Origin of the sequence: Streptomyces sp. NPDC060000 (genome assembly GCF_042737375.1) — a bacterium.
Taxonomy (GTDB): domain Bacteria; phylum Actinomycetota; class Actinomycetes; order Streptomycetales; family Streptomycetaceae; genus Streptomyces.
Genome location: NZ_JBHWUU010000047.1, coordinates 34,608 through 50,273, shown reverse-complemented (window position 1 = coordinate 50,273; position 15,666 = coordinate 34,608). Strand labels below are relative to the sequence as shown.

The window sequence follows — 15,666 nt, the reverse complement described above, 5'->3', positions numbered from 1 at the left end:
CTACCGTCCGGGATCGCCCGCCGAGGTCCTGGTCAGCGGGGGCGGGGTGGCCTGGGCGCCCATGTCGAGGCGGAACGGCGGGTACGCGTCGGTCATCAGCGCCGCGTAGGCGGCCACCCGCGCGACCCAGCGGGCCAGCCCGAGCAGGAAGTCGAAGAGGTGAACCGGGTAACGGCCGGTGGCCGCCAGAATGATCACGGCGACGAACGAGAGGAAGTAGACCAGGCCGCCGCCGTGCCAGCGGTCCGACCCTCCCCAGCCCCATCCCCAGTCGCCGACGAACATCCCGACGACGATGTACTGCGGAATCGCCAGCAGCCACCACTTCACCAGGACCAGGCCCCGGGACAGGCGCTCGGGATAGACGACGTCGAAATGCGCCGGGTAGTCGGCCACCTCGGCAAGCGTGAACGGCGGATAACGGTCGGTGCCGAGCACGGTGTGGGCGTAGTAACTGACCCGCCAGTTCCAGCGCATGACGCCGACGTTGAAGTCGAAGAGCGAGCGGGGATACCGGCCGGTGAACAGGATGGCGAAGAACGCTACGAAGGTCACGAAGGAGAACGCGATCCACAGGAAGAACAGCACGATGTAGTGCGGGACGGCGAGGAGCCATTTCACCAGCCACAGCCATCTGGACGGCCGTGGATCGAGAAACGCCTCGATACGCACAGGTGACCCGGCGACCGGATTCATGTGGATCAGCCCCTCTCGAGCGTCCCCGTCCCGGTTCTCGCCCGGACGGGCCGGCGGCCAGGTGGTTTCCTGATCATGAATTCAGGCTCGCACACGAAGCGGCAGGCTGCGACCGGGCTGATTCCCTCGCGGGGGACGGCTCCGTCTCGCTTCAGAGCAGCAGCGGGAGGCCCACGAGCGCAGCGCCGCTCGCGCCGAGCGCCGCCATGAGTGATCCGGGCCAGTTGCCCGACTGGGCGTAGGTCAGCAGACCCGCCAGCAGCCCCGCCACCACCGCGGCCAGAAGAATCAGAGCCCAGCGTAAGGACAGCCGCTCCGGCGACGGCGACGGCGACGGCCACGGGGGCGGGGGCGGGGGTGACGGCGGTGGTGAGGGCGGCGTGGGTGAGGCCGGTTCGGACATGGGGCACTCCTGCGGCTGCGTCAGGATGGGACGAGGCAGCCCCGAGCCGGCGGCTGCCGCGCGCTGACGCCGACCGGGTGACCTCAGTTGCGGCTCACCTCGGCCGGTGCCGGCGCCACCGAAACCTCTCGAATGAGAACCACCGTAAGCGTATGAGCGGTATCAGAGAAGCCTTCTGATGTGTCATCGGCTGCCGGAGAGGGGCACGAAAGAGTGAAAGCGGGCGACAACGCGCTCCGGTGTGCGCCCATTGGGCTCCCACGCGCTTCCTCACGCATGGACACGACTGCTGACCAGAAGGGCGTTGTGACCTAGCGTTTATGCCATGACTGGTCCTGAATTAGACGCTCGCGTGGATTCCGAGGACGCGCTGAGGGGTTCCACCGCCAAGGTGGTGGAACTGCTGGGCTGTCAGATCGTGGAGGGGGGCAAGCCGCGCGACCAGCACCTGACCGTCGACGCCGTCATGCAGGAGTTCGGGATCACCCGGCCCATGGCACGCGAGGCACTGCAGACGCTGCATCAGAAGGGCCTGGTCAATCTGCAGCCGCGGATCGGAGCCACCGTTCAGGCGCTGCAATGCTGGGACCTGCTGGACCCCGACGTGATCGCGTGGCGTCTGGAGGTGGCCCCCGACAGCCAGATGCGGTCGCTCACCGAGCTGCGGGAGGTGATCGAGCCCCGGGCGGCCAGGCTGGCGGCGCTGAGCAGGTCCGCGGAGGTCTGCCACGATCTGACCAGCCGAGCCCGCACTCTGCTGGCCCTCAGTGAGGAACCGGATTTCGCGCAGCCGCGCGCGGGAGCCGCGATCCGGCAGCGCTTCCGGGACGTCGACGCCGCCTTCCACCGCACCCTGCTGGCCGGCTCGCGCAACGAGCTGTTCCTACGGCTTTCCCACCCGGTCGTCATGGCGTTGAACCACCGGATCGAACGGGACTGGACGGGCGGTGACGAGGACGCCGATTTGGTCATGCCGGCGCGGGCCGTCGTCGGGGCCGACACCGTACAGAGCTATCCCACACGGCCCGAGCCGATCGCCATGTGGCTGCACATGGGGCTGGCCTACGCCGTCGACCAGGGCCTGGCGACGGCGTCGGAGGCCTTCGCGGAGGCCATCCTCGCCGAGATCCGGGGCGGACGGTTGCAGGATCCCGCCGTGCTCGACCATCTGCGGGCGGGACTCGACCAGTTCAACGTGAACGGCCTGCCTACCGCCCGCCGGGACGGCTTCCAGGACGCCATGGCCGCGTTGATCCGGGCTCGGCGCGCCCCCGTCGTCGTCATGGGGGTGACCGGGTGCGGCAAGTCCACCGCGGGCCAGTACCTGGCGGAGTCGCTCAGAGTGCCCTTCGAGGAGGGGGACCGCTTCCATCCCGGACGCAACGTGGAGTCGATGAAGCGCGGCGACCGTCTCGACGACCGTGACCGCAGTCCGTGGCTGGCCGCCGTCGCGGGCCGCATGCGGGCCGCGGGCTCGGAGGAGGGGCTGGTGGTCACGTGCTCGGCCCTGAGACGCATCTACCGCGAGATGCTGCGGGTGGCCCGCGCCGACGCGTTCTTCGTGCACCTGGTACTCGACCAGGACGAGGCCACCGCCCGCGTGGCCGCCAGGGAGGCGCACTACATGCCCGCCTCCTTGGTGTCCTCACAGTTCGAGGACCTCGAACCACTCCAGGAGGACGAGGTCGGCATGACGGTCGACGCGACCCTGCCCGTCGAACGCATCGTCGCCGAGGTCCAGACCGAACTGGCCCGGCGCACGCGCTCACGCTGAGACGACCCCACCCGGACTCGGACTCGGACTCGGATCGCGAGGCCGAACGAGAGCGCCCGCGACGGACCCTGCCGGTTTGACGCCAACGGACGGGCCCTGATCGACGGATGCCGACGGATCGGTCCTGCCGTGCCGGCTCGATGCTGATGGGTCGGTCCTGCCGTGCCGGCTCGATGCCGACGGGTCGGTGCTGCACTGCCTGCTCGATGCCGACGGACCTGCCCTGCCTGTCCGATGCCGACGGGTCGGTGCTGCCCGTCTGACGCCGACCGATTGATCCGACCAATCGATTGATCTCGACCGATTGATCCGACCCATCGACTGATCCTGATCGCTTGATCCGACCGACCGATCGATCGACCCGACCGATGAGAGGGGACCTGTCATGCGGATTGTGTCCGCCGAGGTGATCGTCACCAGCCCGGGACGGAACTTCGTCACTCTGCGCATCACCACCGAGGACGGCATCACCGGCCTCGGCGACGCCACGCTGAACGGCCGCGAACTGGCCGTGCAGTCCTATCTGGACAACCATGTCGTCCCTCTGATCCTCGGAGGCGACGCCTCGCGCATCGAGGACACCTGGCAGTACCTCTACCGGGGCGCCTACTGGCGGCGCGGCCCCGTGACCATGGCGGCCGTCGCGGCGGTCGACACGGCGCTGTGGGACATCAAGGCCAAGAGCGCCGGGATGCCGCTGTACCAGCTCCTCGGTGGCGCGTCCCGTTGCGGAGCCATGGCCTACGGGCACGCCTCGGGCCGAGATGTGCCCGAACTGCTCGACTCCGTGCGTGCGCATCTGGAGCTGGGCTACCGCGCGATACGCGTCCAGAGCGGCATACCCGGCCTGGACTCGGTGTACGGGGTGGCCGCTTCGGGCGCGCGGGGTGGAGAGCGTTACGACTACGAGCCCGCGCGCCGAGCCGCCGTCGGCGGACGGCCCGTCCCGGCGGTGGAGACCTGGGACACCCGCGCGTATCTGCGGCACATGCCGTCCGTCTTCGAGGCCGTCCGCGCGGAGTTCGGTCCCGAACTGCCGCTGCTGCACGACGGACACCACCGGATGACGCCGATCCAGGCCGCTCAGCTGGGCAAGGCGCTGGAACCGTACGACCTGTTCTGGCTGGAGGACGCGACACCTGCCGAGGATCAGGCGGCGCTGCGCCTGATCCGGCAGCACACGACGACACCGTTGGCGATCGGTGAGGTCTTCAACTCGGTGTACGACTACACCACGTTGCTCGGCGAGCGGCTGATCGACTACGTGCGGTCCGCGGTCACCCACACCGGTGGGGTCACCGCCATGAAGAAACTGCTCGATCTCGCGGACGTCTACGGCGTCAGGTCCGGGATGCACGGTCCGACCGACATCTCCCCGGTGGGCATGGCCGCAGCCCTCCACCTGGACCTGGCCATCCACAACTTCGGCATCCAGGAGTACATGCAGCACTCCGAGCGGACGCTGGAGGTATTCCGCACCTCGTTCCGGTTCGAGGACGGACTGCTGCACCCGTCCGACACCCCGGGACTGGGAGTCGAACTCGACACCGAGGCGGCGCGCCACTTCCCGTACGAGCCGGCGTACCTGCCGGTCAACAGGCTGGCGGACGGAACCGTGCACGACTGGTGACACGCGCTGCCCGGCTCGTCGGAGACCGAGTGGATCCCCAGGGGCGAGAGTTGCCACCCTCGGTGCGCTCCAGGTCCACCGTCATGCGACGCCCGTCGCGCCGAGCCTGTGCTGTGACTGCCGCCGGCTGTCCGGCAGCACATCCCCACTCGAACACGGCACACGGCACAAGGCACACGCCTGCGGCTGGAGCTCACAGCCACCGCTTCGCTGCTTCGACGCTGTCACCGCCGCTGGTGTTGAACGCGATCGCGGCATCCGGTGCATGTTGCCGAACCAGGTTCACGACCAGCTCGAAGAACGTCAGAAGTGGTTCGGGCTTGCGTATTCCACCCCCGATCACGACGACGTCCCAGGCGCGCTCGGACAGCGCCGCGACCACCGCGGACCCGGCTGATTCGTCCGGTGCGAGCAGCGTCATGGACGCGTCGATGGCATGTTCGCCGAAACGGACCAGTTCCCTGTCCAGGACCGCGCGCATGGCGTCCCCGTCCATACCGGGCACTGCGTGCGGATCGAACCCGAGAATGAGAGCGGAAGGCATGCCCTGCAGGACGATCAGCCGACCGCGCCGGTTCCCCGCCGCACGACTCCGGCGGCGGAACCAGCGCCGGGCAGGCAGCGTTCAGGCCGTCTCGAACGGTGGCGCGACGGGAGGAGAGAGCGATCCGATGGGTTTGCTCAGCGTCTACTCAGCCTGCGTTGAGTATGTGCGCTCAAGTCCGGCCGGACGCGCGCGGCCATTGCCCAGGAGGGTGCGGCAGCTCAGTGCGGCAGCGTCGCCGGGCTGCCGCCGTTCGCCTCGTAGCCCGCCACCGCCAGCGCGCGGTAGACCGCGAACTCGCCGGCCGGGTCGGGGGAGAGGGTCCACGGGAGGGCGCCCACATGGCCGTCCACGTGGACGAGCTGGTTCATCGCCTCCGACCAGCGCTCGGAGCGCACCAGGAAGAAGATCAGCAGATGGCGGACGTGCGCCAGCATCGGGTCGTCGGGACGGGCCGCGTGCACCGCGAACAGCGCGCCGTGCATCGCCTTCGTCACGACCTCGCTCTCGTAGAAGCCGCGGACCAGGTTCACCTCCGGGAGGTGCTCGAAGACCGCGAAGAGGGGCATGGCCGCGAGCAGCGAGCCCCGGGGCGCTCTCGCCGCTGCCGCCTCCGCGAACGAGTACGCCAGTTCGCGCGAGCCGTGCCACTTCTCGCACCAGTAGTGCAGGGCCGCCAGGTGCGCCCCCATGTGCGCGGGGGCGCGGTCCAGGATCTGCAGCCAGAGCTGCTCGAACTCCTTCTGTGAGTACTGCAGACCGCGGGCCACCGACAGCTCGACGATGTACGGGACCGGGTCATCCGGAGACAGCAGCGCCGCCTGGCCGCAGGCGTCCTTCGCCTCCTCCATGATGATCCGGAAGTCGTCCGTGCCCCGGGCCGAAGTCCGCCACGCCTGCTGCACCAGGAACTCGGCGTGCACCGCCGCACCGCCCGCGTCCTTCGGCGCCTCCGCGCGCCAGACCCGCAGCCACTGCCCGCCCGGTGTCTCGCCGACACCGCCCGGCCGCTGCTGGAGCTCCAGCGCCGCCGCGCCCGCGAAGGCCTGCACGCGCTGCCAGCGCAGCTCGCCCTCCGTGCCCGTGCCGGCCAGCAGCTGCTGCGCGGCCCGGTAGTCCTGCGTGTGCTGCACCACGTCCAGCACGTCCAGCAGGTCCTGGTCGGGGCCGGGCATACGGATGTCCAGTTCCTCCGTGCGCACGAAGCCGTAGGTCGCCGGGTCCGCTGCGTCAGGGTGGTCCGCCGGGACCTGCTCGATCATGCCGCGCCTGCGCCGCAGGAACGGCAGCAGCACGAAGCCGACCATGAGCAGCGCGACCAGGACGAACAGAATCTCCATGCCACAAGCGAACCAGACCGCGCCGACAATTGGCCAACCCGCCCCCGCACCTGTGGAAAACGTCCGCGGCGGACCGTCCGCCTCCGCCCGCACGCTGCCGCCGTCCCGCACCAGGCCCGCGAGCGGACTACGCTCGGTGCCCATGAGCGACAGGCACATCAGTCAGCACTTCGAGACCCTCGCGATCCACGCGGGCAACACCGCCGATCCCCTCACCGGCGCGGTGGTCCCGCCGATCTACCAGGTCTCGACCTACAAGCAGGACGGCGTCGGCGGCCTGCGCGGCGGCTACGAGTACAGCCGCAGCGCCAACCCGACCAGGACCGCCCTCGAGGAGAACCTCGCCGCCCTCGAAGGCGGCCGCCGAGGCCTCGCGTTCGCTTCCGGACTGGCGGCCGAGGACTGCCTGTTGCGTACGCTGCTCAGCCCCGGCGACCACGTGGTCATCCCGAACGACGCCTACGGCGGCACGTTCCGGCTCTTCGCGAAGGTCGTCGCCCGCTGGGGAGTGGAGTGGTCGGTCGCCGACACCAGCGATCCCTCCGCCGTACGGGCCGCGATCACCCCGAAGACCAAGGCGGTGTGGGTGGAGACCCCCTCCAACCCGCTCCTCGGCATCACCGACATCGCCGCCGTCGCCCAGGTAGCGAGGGAGGCGGGCGCCCGTCTCGTCGTCGACAACACCTTCGCCACGCCGTACCTCCAGCAGCCCCTGGCGCTCGGCGCGGACGTCGTGGTGCACTCCCTGACCAAGTACATGGGCGGCCACTCGGACGTCGTCGGCGGCGCGCTGATCACCGCCGACGCGGAGCTGGGAGAGGAGCTGGCGTACCACCAGAACGCGATGGGCGCGGTCGCCGGGCCCTTCGACTCCTGGCTGGTGCTGCGCGGCACCAAGACACTGTCGGTGCGCATGGACCGGCACAGCGAGAACGCCACCAAGGTCGCCGAGATGCTGACCCGTCACGCGCGCGTGACGAACGTGCTGTACCCGGGTCTGCCGGAGCACCCCGGTCACGAGGTCGCGGCCAAGCAGATGCGGGCGTTCGGCGGCATGATCTCCTTCCAGGTCACCGGCGGCGAAGAGGCGGCCGTCGAGGTCTGCAACCGTGCCAAGGTCTTCACGCTCGGCGAGTCGCTGGGCGGCGTCGAGTCCCTCATCGAGCACCCGGGACGCATGACGCACGCGTCCGTGGCCGGCTCGGCGCTGGAGGTCCCCGGTGACCTCGTCCGGCTCTCCGTCGGCATCGAGAACATCGACGATCTCCTCGCGGACCTCCAGCAGGCGCTCGGCTAGATCGCCGGCAGCCGGCCCGGGGGAATCACCAGCCGGTGAGCGGTGGAGTCGTCTGCGACGGCGGCTCCACCCACGGCCGGGCCACCGACGCCCAGACCACGAACGCCACCGTGGCCGCGCACAGCAGCAGCCACAGCAGCCGCCGGGCGATCGTCCGGCGGCGCAGGATGCGGCTTCCCCGGCGTACGACGTCCGTATGGAGCTCGGTCGGCACGTGCGGCGCCGGCCGCTCCATGATCCGGCGTACGGCGGCCTCCCGCTCGGGCCGGTTCACGACGCCGACGCCTTCGCTCGCCGTACCGCGGGCGCCGGGCCCCGCGGCGGATGCAGAAGGGTCGCCATGGCCCGGTCGCAGACCGTGCGGACGCGCTCCGTGGGCAGCCCGAGCAGGGCCGCCACCTGTTCCTCGGCGACGCCCTCGTAGAGCCGCAGGACCAGCACGAGGCGTTCCTGGGGAGTGAGCCGGGCCAGCGGGGCGGTGGCGGGGTGCGGGCGGGCGCGACCGAGGGGCAGGGCGCCGTACCGGTACCAGGCCCCGTGGGCGAAGCGGGTGGCCAGGTACTCACGGGCCCGGTTGTACGGGTCCTCGCCGTGCAGCCGGTCCCAGCACGCGTACGTGTGCGCGAGGGCGAGCGTCAGCAGGCGCCGCGCGCGCGGGTTGGCGTCCGCGGCCTCGGCCGTGAGCAGTGTGGCGGCGTGCAGCAGCCGCCCGCCCGCTCCGGCGACGAACGCCTCGAAGTCCCGTGCCCGGCGGGTGTCCTGGGCCGCACGACTCTCTCGCACACCGAGCCTCCCGCCTGACGGCGTCCCCCTGGAGCGCCATATGCCCCGGTCTCATATGAGGCCAGGGGCGGGCTTTCGGTCAAGAGCCGCGCACCCCCGCCGGAAAGTCACCACACACGCGTGCGCCCGGTTCAGGAAGCGGCCGACGACGGCTCCGTGCCCGGTACGCCCTGGGCCGACATCCGGGAGGACAGGGCGGTGTTGAAGCGGGTGAGGAGCGAGCAGAACACCTCGCGCTCCTGCGGTGCCCAGTCGTCCGTCAGTTCGGCCATCAACTGACGCCGGGAGGACCGTACTTCCTCCAGCCGGGACTGGCCGCGCGGGGACAGCTGGAGCACCACGGCCCGGCCGTCCTCGGGGTGCGAGGTCCGCTTGACCAGGCCGGTGTCGACGAGCGGAGCCACCTGCCGGGTGACGGTGGACGAGTCGATGCCCATGCTCGCGGCGAGCGCCTTGACGCCCATCGGGCCTTCCTTGTCGAGACGGTTGAGCAGCAGGTACGCGGCGCGGTCCATGGAGTTGCGCACCTGCCCGACGCCACCGAGCCGGGTCTGCTCGGCACGCCGGGCGAACACCGCGACCTCGTGCTGCAGCGTGTCGAGAAGACCGCTGTCACCGACGGTCGTCATGTCCATCGACATTTCAGGTGTTGTGGGCATGGCCGGGGGCTCACTTCATGAAGGGGCTGCTGGAATGGGGGACAGAGTACGCGGCCGGAAGGCGGGTCGTACCGGCGCTGCGGAAACCGGTCTCGGAGGTTGGTCACAGCGGTCGTTCCCGCCTGTGAACTGCGATGCTGGTGTCATGAGCTACCGCACGGCTGACTCCTTGCGCCCCGTCACCCTCGACGATGTGCGAGGAGCTCAGAAGATGCTGTCGGGCGTGGCGCGGACGACCGCGATGGAGGGCAGCAGGCACCTGACCCAGCTGGTCGGGGCGCCGGTGCACTTCAAGTGCGAGAACCTCCAGCGGACGGGGTCGTTCAAGCTGCGCGGCGCGTACGTGCGGATCGCCGGGCTGCTCCCCGAGGAGCGGGCCGCCGGGGTCGTGGCCGCCAGCGCGGGCAACCACGCGCAGGGCGTGGCGCTGGCCTCGACGGTGCTGGGCGTGCGCTCCACGGTGTTCATGCCGCAGGGCGCCCCGCTGCCGAAGATCAGCGCCACCCGTGAGTACGGCGCCGAGGTGCGCCTGCACGGTCAGGTGGTCGACGAGACACTGGCCGCGGCGCAGGAGTACGCGACCGCGACGGGAGCGGTGTTCATCCACCCCTTCGACCACCCCGACATCATCGCGGGGCAGGGCACGGTCGGCCTGGAGATCCTGGAGCAGTGCCCTGAGGTACGCACGATCGTCGTCGGGATCGGCGGCGGGGGACTGGCGGCGGGCATCGCGGTCGCGGTGAAGGCGCTGCGGCCCGACGTGCGGATCGTCGGGGTGCAGGCGGCGGGGGCCGCGGCGTACCCGCCCTCGCTGGCGGCCGGGCGGCCGGTGTCGCTCCGCAACCCGGCGACGATGGCCGACGGCATCAAGGTCGGCCGGCCCGGTGACGTGCCGTTCTCCCTCGTCGGCGAGCTGGTGGACGAGGTGCGCACGGTGACGGAGGACGAGCTGGCGGCCGCGCTGCTGCTCTGCCTGGAGCGGGCCAAGCTGGTCGTCGAGCCGGCCGGGGCGAGCCCGGTGGCCGCGCTGCTCAGCGCGCCCGGCGCCTTCGAGGGCCCGGTCGTCGCGGTGCTGTCCGGTGGCAACGTGGACCCGGTGCTGATGGAGCGCGTCCTGCGGCACGGCATGGCGGCGCAGGGCCGCTACCTGGCCGTACGCCTGCGGCTGACGGACCGGCCGGGCGCCCTTGCCACACTTCTGGGGGCGTTGTCAGTGGTGGACGCCAACGTCCTGGACGTGAGCCATCTGCGGACCGACCCCCGGCTCGGGCTGACCGAGGCGGAGGTCGAACTGCACCTGGAGACCAAGGGGCCGGCGCACTGCGCCGAAGTCGGCCTGGCCCTGCGCGACGCCGGATACACCGTCATCGACTGAAGCCGAAGGGGGCTTCGGGAAATCCGTCGGAAGTTCGGTCGGAGGTCCCGTCGGAGTCCCGTTGGAGGTTCCGTCGGGAGTCTGCCGAGGTCCGTGCGCGGTCGGTGCCCTCTTCCTCACTCGTTCGGGAAAGACCATTGTGAGACGCGATACATCGCGTTATGGTGTGTGTCACGCCCCTCCCCCCACGTCTCATCGGGCGGAACGAAACGCACAATCCTAGGCTTTTCGAAGAATCCTCAACGACGTGGAGACTGATATGCCAGGTGCCATCTACGCCGAAGGCCTGGTGAAGACCTTCGGCGACGTAAAGGCTCTGGACGGCGTGGACCTGGACGTTCCCGAGGGCACGGTGCTGGGCCTGCTCGGACCGAACGGCGCGGGCAAGACCACCACGGTCCGCTGCCTGACCACGCTCCTGCGCCCCGACCGCGGCCGGGCCGTGGTCGCCGGCCTCGACGTGCTCAAACACCCCAACGAGGTGCGCCGCTCCATCGGCCTGTCGGGCCAGTTCGCGGCGGTCGACGAATACCTCACCGGCCGTGAGAACCTCCAGATGGTCGGCCGGCTCTACCAGATGAAGGCCCGCGCGGCGAAGACCCGGGCCGCCGAGCTCCTCGAGCAGTTCGACCTCGCGGACGCCGCCGACCGCACCGCCAAGACCTACTCCGGAGGCATGCGCCGCCGCCTCGACCTGGCCGCCGCACTGGTCGTCTCCCCGCCCGTGATGTTCATGGACGAGCCGACGACCGGCCTCGACCCGCGCAACCGCCAGATGCTGTGGGAGGTGATCAAGCGCCTCGTCTCCGGCGGTACGACACTGCTGCTCACCACGCAGTACCTCGAAGAGGCCGACCATCTCGCGCACGACATCGCGGTCGTCGACCACGGCCGGGTCATCGCCCGCGGAACCTCCGACCAGCTCAAGGCCCGCACCGGCGGAGAGCGCGTGGAGGTCGTCGTGCACGACCGCGAACACATCGCCACGACCGCCGGGATACTGGCCGGCTTCGGCAAGGGCGAGACCACCGTCGAGCAGCACACCCGCAAGCTCACCGTGCCCGTCGCGGGCGGCGCCAAGCTCCTCGCCGAGGTCATCCGTGAGCTCGACACCCGCGGCATCGAGATCGACGACATAGGCCTGCGCCGTCCCACCCTGGACGACGTCTTCCTGTCCCTGACGGGACACGTGGCCGAGCTGAAGGCCGACGAGACCGAAGCGAACCGACGAAACGGACAGAGCGAGAGGGAGACCGCCGAATGAGTGCCGTCACCGACGCCGTACGCGGCGCGGCGCCCAAGCCCGCGAACCCGATCGGACAGTCCGTCCGTGACTCGCTGGTCGTCGCGCAGCGCAACCTGATCCGGATGTCCCGCATCCCGGAGATGGTCATTTTCGGACTCATCCAGCCGATCATGTTCGTGGTGCTGTTCACCTACGTCTTCGGCGGGTCCATGAAGATCGGCGGCAGCACGAGCGCCACCGCCTACACGAACTTCCTGATGGCCGGAATCTTCGCGCAGACCGTCACCTTCGCCACCGCCGGAGCCGGCGCGGGCATCGCCGACGACATGCACAAGGGCCTCATCGACCGCTTCCGCTCCCTGCCCATGGCACGCGGCGCGGTGCTCACCGGCCGCACCTTCGCCGACCTCGTGCAGACGGCGCTCACGCTGCTGGTCCTGGCGGTGGTCGCGCTCCTGGTCGGCTGGCGGGTCGGCTCCGACGGCGACACCAACGCCGCCCGGGTGCTGGGCGCCTTCGGGCTGCTGCTCCTGCTCGGCTACGCGTTCACCTGGATCGGTGCGCTGATCGGCCTGAGCGTCCGCACCCCCGAGGCGGCCACCTCCGGCGGACTGATCTGGCTCTTCCCGGTGACCTTCATATCCAACGCGTTCGTGGACACCAGCAACATGACGCCCTGGCTGCGCCACATCGCCGAGTGGAACCCGTTCAGTGCCACCGTCCAGGCCTGCCGGGTGCTCTTCGCCAACCCCGGCCAGTCACCGTCCGACGCCTGGCCCATGCAGCACCCGGTCTGGGCCTCGCTGATCTACTCCGTGCTGATCATCGTGATCTTCCGGACGCTGGCGGTCCGCAAATACCGCTCGGCGACAGCGTGAGCGGGTGCGGGCCCGCAGAAGCCCTGACAGGACGAAGTGCGTGACAGGACGAGGTGCGTGACATGACGAAGCCCCCGGCGGCGCGGGCGCCGGGGGCGGTCACAGCAAGGGCGACGGACAGTGGCCGGTCAGTCGCTGTAGGGCTCGGCCTTGAGGATGCGCACGGAGGCCTTCTTGCCGTTGGGCAGCTCGTACTCCGCGTCCTCGCCGACCTTGTGGCCGATCACGCCGGTGCCCAGCGGGGACTGCGGCGAGTAGGTCTCGATGTCGGAGCTCGCGTACTCGCGTGAGGCGAGCAGGAACGTCGTGGTGTCGTCCTCGTCGCCGTCGAAGGCGATGGTCACGACCATGCCGGGCGCCACCGCGCCGTCCGTGGACGTCGGGGCCTCGCCGACCTTGGCGTTGTCGAGAAGCTGGGTCAGCTGGCGCACACGGAGCTCCTGCTTGCCCTGCTCCTCCTTTGCCGCGTGGTACCCACCGTTCTCGCGCAGGTCCCCCTCCTCGCGCGCGGCCGCGATCTTGGCGGCGATCTCCGTGCGCGCAGGACCAGTAAGGTACTCAAGCTCGACCTTGAGCTTGTTGTACGCCTCCTGGGTCAGCCAGGTGACGGACTCGCTGGTCTGGGTCACAGGTGCTCCTCGTCGGTACTGGGAAATACACAGCATCGCCCTCCCGGAAGCATGTTCCTCAGGTGATGGGCGAAACCACGAGCCTAACAATTCAGTGGCCGAAGGGGGAGGACATAAGCCATCAGAATTACGTCGACGCAGGTCAGCGCGTACGTATTGCGGAGGATGCCTCTCGCGGGGGCGCCCTGATGTCCGTAGGCGTCAGTCGGCGTGACAGCCGAGCAGTTCCGCCGTCGTGCCCTTCGCTGTCGTACGCAGCGTGACCGTCCGGTCGATACGGGTGTCCGAACCGGAGAAGCGGAAGTCCGCCCGGCCCACCTCGGTGCCGTTGGCCGCCTGTGAGCGCACCGTGCAGTAGCCGCTCGCGCCCGAGTCCTTGCGGACCTCAAGGTGGAGCTCCACCGCCTCGCCCGAGGTCGCCTTGAAGGTGATCACCTCGGCACTGATCTTGTTCTGACCGACGTAGTGGTAGGCGAAGTAGCCGATCAGTGCGAGCAGGAGCGCGCCCAGCACGGCGCCGACGATCTTGAGTTTGTGGTCGGCCCGCTCGTCCGAGGAACGGCCGTAGCGGCCCTCGGGCGGTCGCGTGCTCGCCGTACTCATGATCGTCCTCCCGGCGCGGAATTATTCGCCTCCCGATTCGGTCACTATAGAAGCCTGCGATCGCGCCGGTTCACACCGGGCGCCGACTTACCGAGGATTGAGTCTTGACTGACCAGCTGCGACTGATGGCCGTTCACGCGCACCCCGACGACGAGTCGAGCAAGGGCGCGGCCACCATGGCGAAGTACGTGTCCGAGGGGGTGGACGTGCTGGTGGTGACCTGCACGGGCGGGGAGCGCGGCTCCATCCTCAATCCCAAGCTGCAGGGAGACAAGTACATCGAGGAGCACATCCACGAGGTACGCAAGAAGGAGATGGACGAGGCCCGCGAGATCCTCGGCGTCAAGCAGGAGTGGCTCGGCTTCGTCGACTCGGGTCTGCCCGAGGGGGACCCGCTGCCGCCGCTGCCCGAGGGCTGCTTCGCGCTGGAGGACGTCGACAAGGCGGCCGGTGAACTGGTGAAGCAGATCCGTACGTTCCGTCCTCAGGTGATCACCACCTACGACGAGAACGGCGGCTACCCGCACCCCGACCACATCATGACCCACAAGATCTCGATGGTGGCCTTCGAGGGCGCGGACGACACCGAGAAGTATCCCGAGGGCGAGTTCGGGCCCGCCTACCGGCCGCTGAAGCTGTACTACAACCAGGGCTTCAACCGTCCCCGCACCGAGGCGCTGCACCAGGCGATGCTCGATCGCGGTCTGGAGTCCCCCTACGGGGAGTGGCTCAAGCGCTGGGAGGAGTTCGGCCAGAAGGAGCGCACGCTCACCACGCATGTCCCGTGCGCCGACTTCTACGAGATCCGCGACAAGGCGCTGATCGCCCACGCCACGCAGATCGACCCCGACGGGGGCTGGTTCCGGGTGCCGATGGAGATCCAGAAGGAGGTCTGGCCCACGGAGGAGTACGAGCTCGCGAAGTCCCGCGTCGATACCTCCCTCCCCGAGGACGACCTCTTTGCGGGCATCCGCGACAATGCCTGACATGAGCGCAAGCGTGAGCCTGGCAATGACGCACCTCGTCCCCCTGGCCAAGGAGGTCGACGAGAACAAGGTCACCCCTGGCGTCCTCGGCTTCATCGTGTTCGCGGCGATGGCGGTGGCGGTGTGGGGCCTGATGAAGTCCATGAGCAAGCACATGGGCAAGGTCGACTTCAAACAGCCGGCGGACCCGGAGAAGACCTCCGCGGGCGCGACGACGACCGCGGCCGCGGCCGGCACGACGTCCGCGACGCCCGCGACGACGACGGGGAAGCCCTCGTCGACGTCGTGAGACGCGTGCGCGACGGCGCGGGCCGCACGACCGGCGGGTGAGTGTGCGGGCGGCGGCACGGGGTGGCGTCGACGGGGAGCGCGGGCGGGAGCGGGTGAACCGCCCGCGCCCCCGGCGCCACCCCATCCTGCCGACCCGGCGCAGGCATCTCGTGTTCCCGCACAAGCCGGACACCCCGGCCGCGCCCCTCGGCGGCACTTCCGCTCCCCGGCGTCACCCGGTGCCCTTCCCCGCACGGGACCCTGTGTGTCGGCGTCACCTCGCGCCCCCAGCGCCACCCAGCCCCTTTCCGCTCCCGGCGGCACTTCCGCTCCCCGGCGTCACCCGGTGCCCTTCCCTGCACGGGACCCTGTGTGTCGGCGTCACCTCGCGCCCCCAGCGCCCCCCGGCCCCTTTCCGCTCCCGGCGGTACTTCCGCGCACCGGCGGCACTCGGTGCTCTTCCCTGCACGGGACCCTGTGTGTCGGCGTCACCTCGCGCCCCCAGCGCCCCCCGGCCCCTTTCCGCTCCCGGCGGTACTTCCGCGCACCGGCG

17 protein-coding genes are annotated in these 15,666 nt (G+C 69.9%); 8 read left to right on the top strand and 9 right to left on the bottom strand.

Going from position 1 to position 15,666, the window contains the following annotated elements:
- The gene (locus ACFWBB_RS24130; protein WP_385276108.1) at positions 1-696 is read right to left on the bottom strand and encodes a DUF4389 domain-containing protein; all 696 of its coding nucleotides are present in this window, start codon (positions 694-696) and stop codon (positions 1-3) included.
- A 151-nt stretch (positions 697-847) separates the two neighbouring features.
- The gene (locus ACFWBB_RS24125; protein WP_385276105.1) at positions 848-1,099 is read right to left on the bottom strand and encodes a hypothetical protein; all 252 of its coding nucleotides are present in this window, start codon (positions 1,097-1,099) and stop codon (positions 848-850) included.
- A 352-nt stretch (positions 1,100-1,451) separates the two neighbouring features.
- Between ACFWBB_RS24125 and ACFWBB_RS24120 the strand changes: the two genes are divergently transcribed.
- Both ACFWBB_RS24120 and manD read left to right on the top strand, forming a co-directional pair.
- Positions 1,452-2,873 carry a gluconokinase, GntK/IdnK-type gene (locus ACFWBB_RS24120; protein ID WP_385276102.1) on the top strand — a complete coding sequence of 474 codons (1,422 nt, stop codon included), beginning with the start codon at positions 1,452-1,454 and terminating at the stop codon, positions 2,871-2,873.
- Between the two features lie 385 nt (positions 2,874-3,258).
- On the top strand, positions 3,259-4,503 hold the full coding sequence (gene manD / locus ACFWBB_RS24115) for a D-mannonate dehydratase ManD (RefSeq protein ID WP_385276099.1): 1,245 nt from the start codon (positions 3,259-3,261) through the stop codon (positions 4,501-4,503).
- 193 nt (positions 4,504-4,696) lie between these two features.
- Here manD and ACFWBB_RS24110 read toward each other — a convergent pair whose 3' ends face one another.
- Complete coding sequence (locus tag ACFWBB_RS24110; protein WP_385276096.1) at positions 4,697-5,047, bottom strand: hypothetical protein; 351 nt, start codon at positions 5,045-5,047, stop codon at positions 4,697-4,699.
- A 221-nt stretch (positions 5,048-5,268) separates the two neighbouring features.
- A complete protein-coding gene (locus ACFWBB_RS24105; protein WP_385276093.1) occupies positions 5,269-6,387 on the bottom strand; it encodes a hypothetical protein in 1,119 nt (372 codons plus the stop codon).
- 142 nt (positions 6,388-6,529) lie between these two features.
- On the opposite strand from ACFWBB_RS24105, the gene ACFWBB_RS24100 reads away from it, so the two are divergent.
- A complete protein-coding gene (locus tag ACFWBB_RS24100; protein ID WP_385276090.1) occupies positions 6,530-7,684 on the top strand; it encodes a cystathionine gamma-synthase in 1,155 nt (384 codons plus the stop codon).
- A gap of 25 nt (positions 7,685-7,709) precedes the next feature.
- On the opposite strand, the gene ACFWBB_RS24095 is transcribed toward ACFWBB_RS24100, so the two are convergent.
- The 3 genes from ACFWBB_RS24095 to ACFWBB_RS24085 all read right to left on the bottom strand — a co-directional run bounded on the left by ACFWBB_RS24095 (position 7,710) and on the right by ACFWBB_RS24085 (position 9,108).
- Positions 7,710-7,958, bottom strand: coding sequence for a hypothetical protein (locus ACFWBB_RS24095; protein WP_385276087.1), 249 nt, complete (start codon positions 7,956-7,958; stop codon positions 7,710-7,712).
- Positions 7,955-8,467 (bottom strand): sigma factor-like helix-turn-helix DNA-binding protein, encoded by a 513-nt coding sequence (locus ACFWBB_RS24090; RefSeq protein WP_385276084.1) that lies wholly within the window; start codon positions 8,465-8,467, stop codon positions 7,955-7,957. Before ACFWBB_RS24090 ends, ACFWBB_RS24095 begins: the two co-directional genes overlap by 4 nt.
- Before the next feature lie 131 nt (positions 8,468-8,598).
- The gene (locus ACFWBB_RS24085; protein ID WP_385276081.1) at positions 8,599-9,108 is read right to left on the bottom strand and encodes a MarR family winged helix-turn-helix transcriptional regulator; all 510 of its coding nucleotides are present in this window, start codon (positions 9,106-9,108) and stop codon (positions 8,599-8,601) included.
- A 163-nt stretch (positions 9,109-9,271) separates the two neighbouring features.
- Between ACFWBB_RS24085 and ilvA the strand changes: the two genes are divergently transcribed.
- The 3 genes from ilvA to ACFWBB_RS24070 all read left to right on the top strand — a co-directional run bounded on the left by ilvA (position 9,272) and on the right by ACFWBB_RS24070 (position 12,625).
- Complete coding sequence (ilvA, locus tag ACFWBB_RS24080) at positions 9,272-10,501, top strand: threonine ammonia-lyase (RefSeq protein ID WP_385276078.1); 1,230 nt, start codon at positions 9,272-9,274, stop codon at positions 10,499-10,501.
- A 259-nt stretch (positions 10,502-10,760) separates the two neighbouring features.
- On the top strand, positions 10,761-11,765 hold the full coding sequence (locus ACFWBB_RS24075; protein WP_385276075.1) for an ATP-binding cassette domain-containing protein: 1,005 nt from the start codon (positions 10,761-10,763) through the stop codon (positions 11,763-11,765).
- On the top strand, positions 11,762-12,625 hold the full coding sequence (locus ACFWBB_RS24070; RefSeq protein ID WP_385276072.1) for an ABC transporter permease: 864 nt from the start codon (positions 11,762-11,764) through the stop codon (positions 12,623-12,625). Before ACFWBB_RS24075 ends, ACFWBB_RS24070 begins: the two co-directional genes overlap by 4 nt.
- A gap of 128 nt (positions 12,626-12,753) precedes the next feature.
- On the opposite strand, the gene greA is transcribed toward ACFWBB_RS24070, so the two are convergent.
- Positions 12,754-13,254, bottom strand: a complete 501-nt coding sequence (greA, locus tag ACFWBB_RS24065) for a transcription elongation factor GreA (protein ID WP_385276069.1) — start codon at positions 13,252-13,254, stop codon at positions 12,754-12,756.
- Between the two features lie 201 nt (positions 13,255-13,455).
- Positions 13,456-13,857 carry a DUF4307 domain-containing protein gene (locus tag ACFWBB_RS24060; RefSeq protein ID WP_385276066.1) on the bottom strand — a complete coding sequence of 134 codons (402 nt, stop codon included), beginning with the start codon at positions 13,855-13,857 and terminating at the stop codon, positions 13,456-13,458.
- 125 nt (positions 13,858-13,982) lie between these two features.
- On the opposite strand from ACFWBB_RS24060, the gene mca reads away from it, so the two are divergent.
- Together mca and ACFWBB_RS24050 are read left to right on the top strand one after the other, a co-directional pair.
- Positions 13,983-14,843: a mycothiol conjugate amidase Mca gene (gene mca, locus ACFWBB_RS24055; RefSeq protein WP_385276176.1), complete on the top strand. Its 861-nt coding sequence runs from the start codon at positions 13,983-13,985 to the stop codon at positions 14,841-14,843.
- Complete coding sequence (locus ACFWBB_RS24050) at positions 14,836-15,132, top strand: hypothetical protein (protein WP_385276063.1); 297 nt, start codon at positions 14,836-14,838, stop codon at positions 15,130-15,132. Before mca ends, ACFWBB_RS24050 begins: the two co-directional genes overlap by 8 nt.
- Positions 15,133-15,666 lie beyond the last annotated feature (534 nt).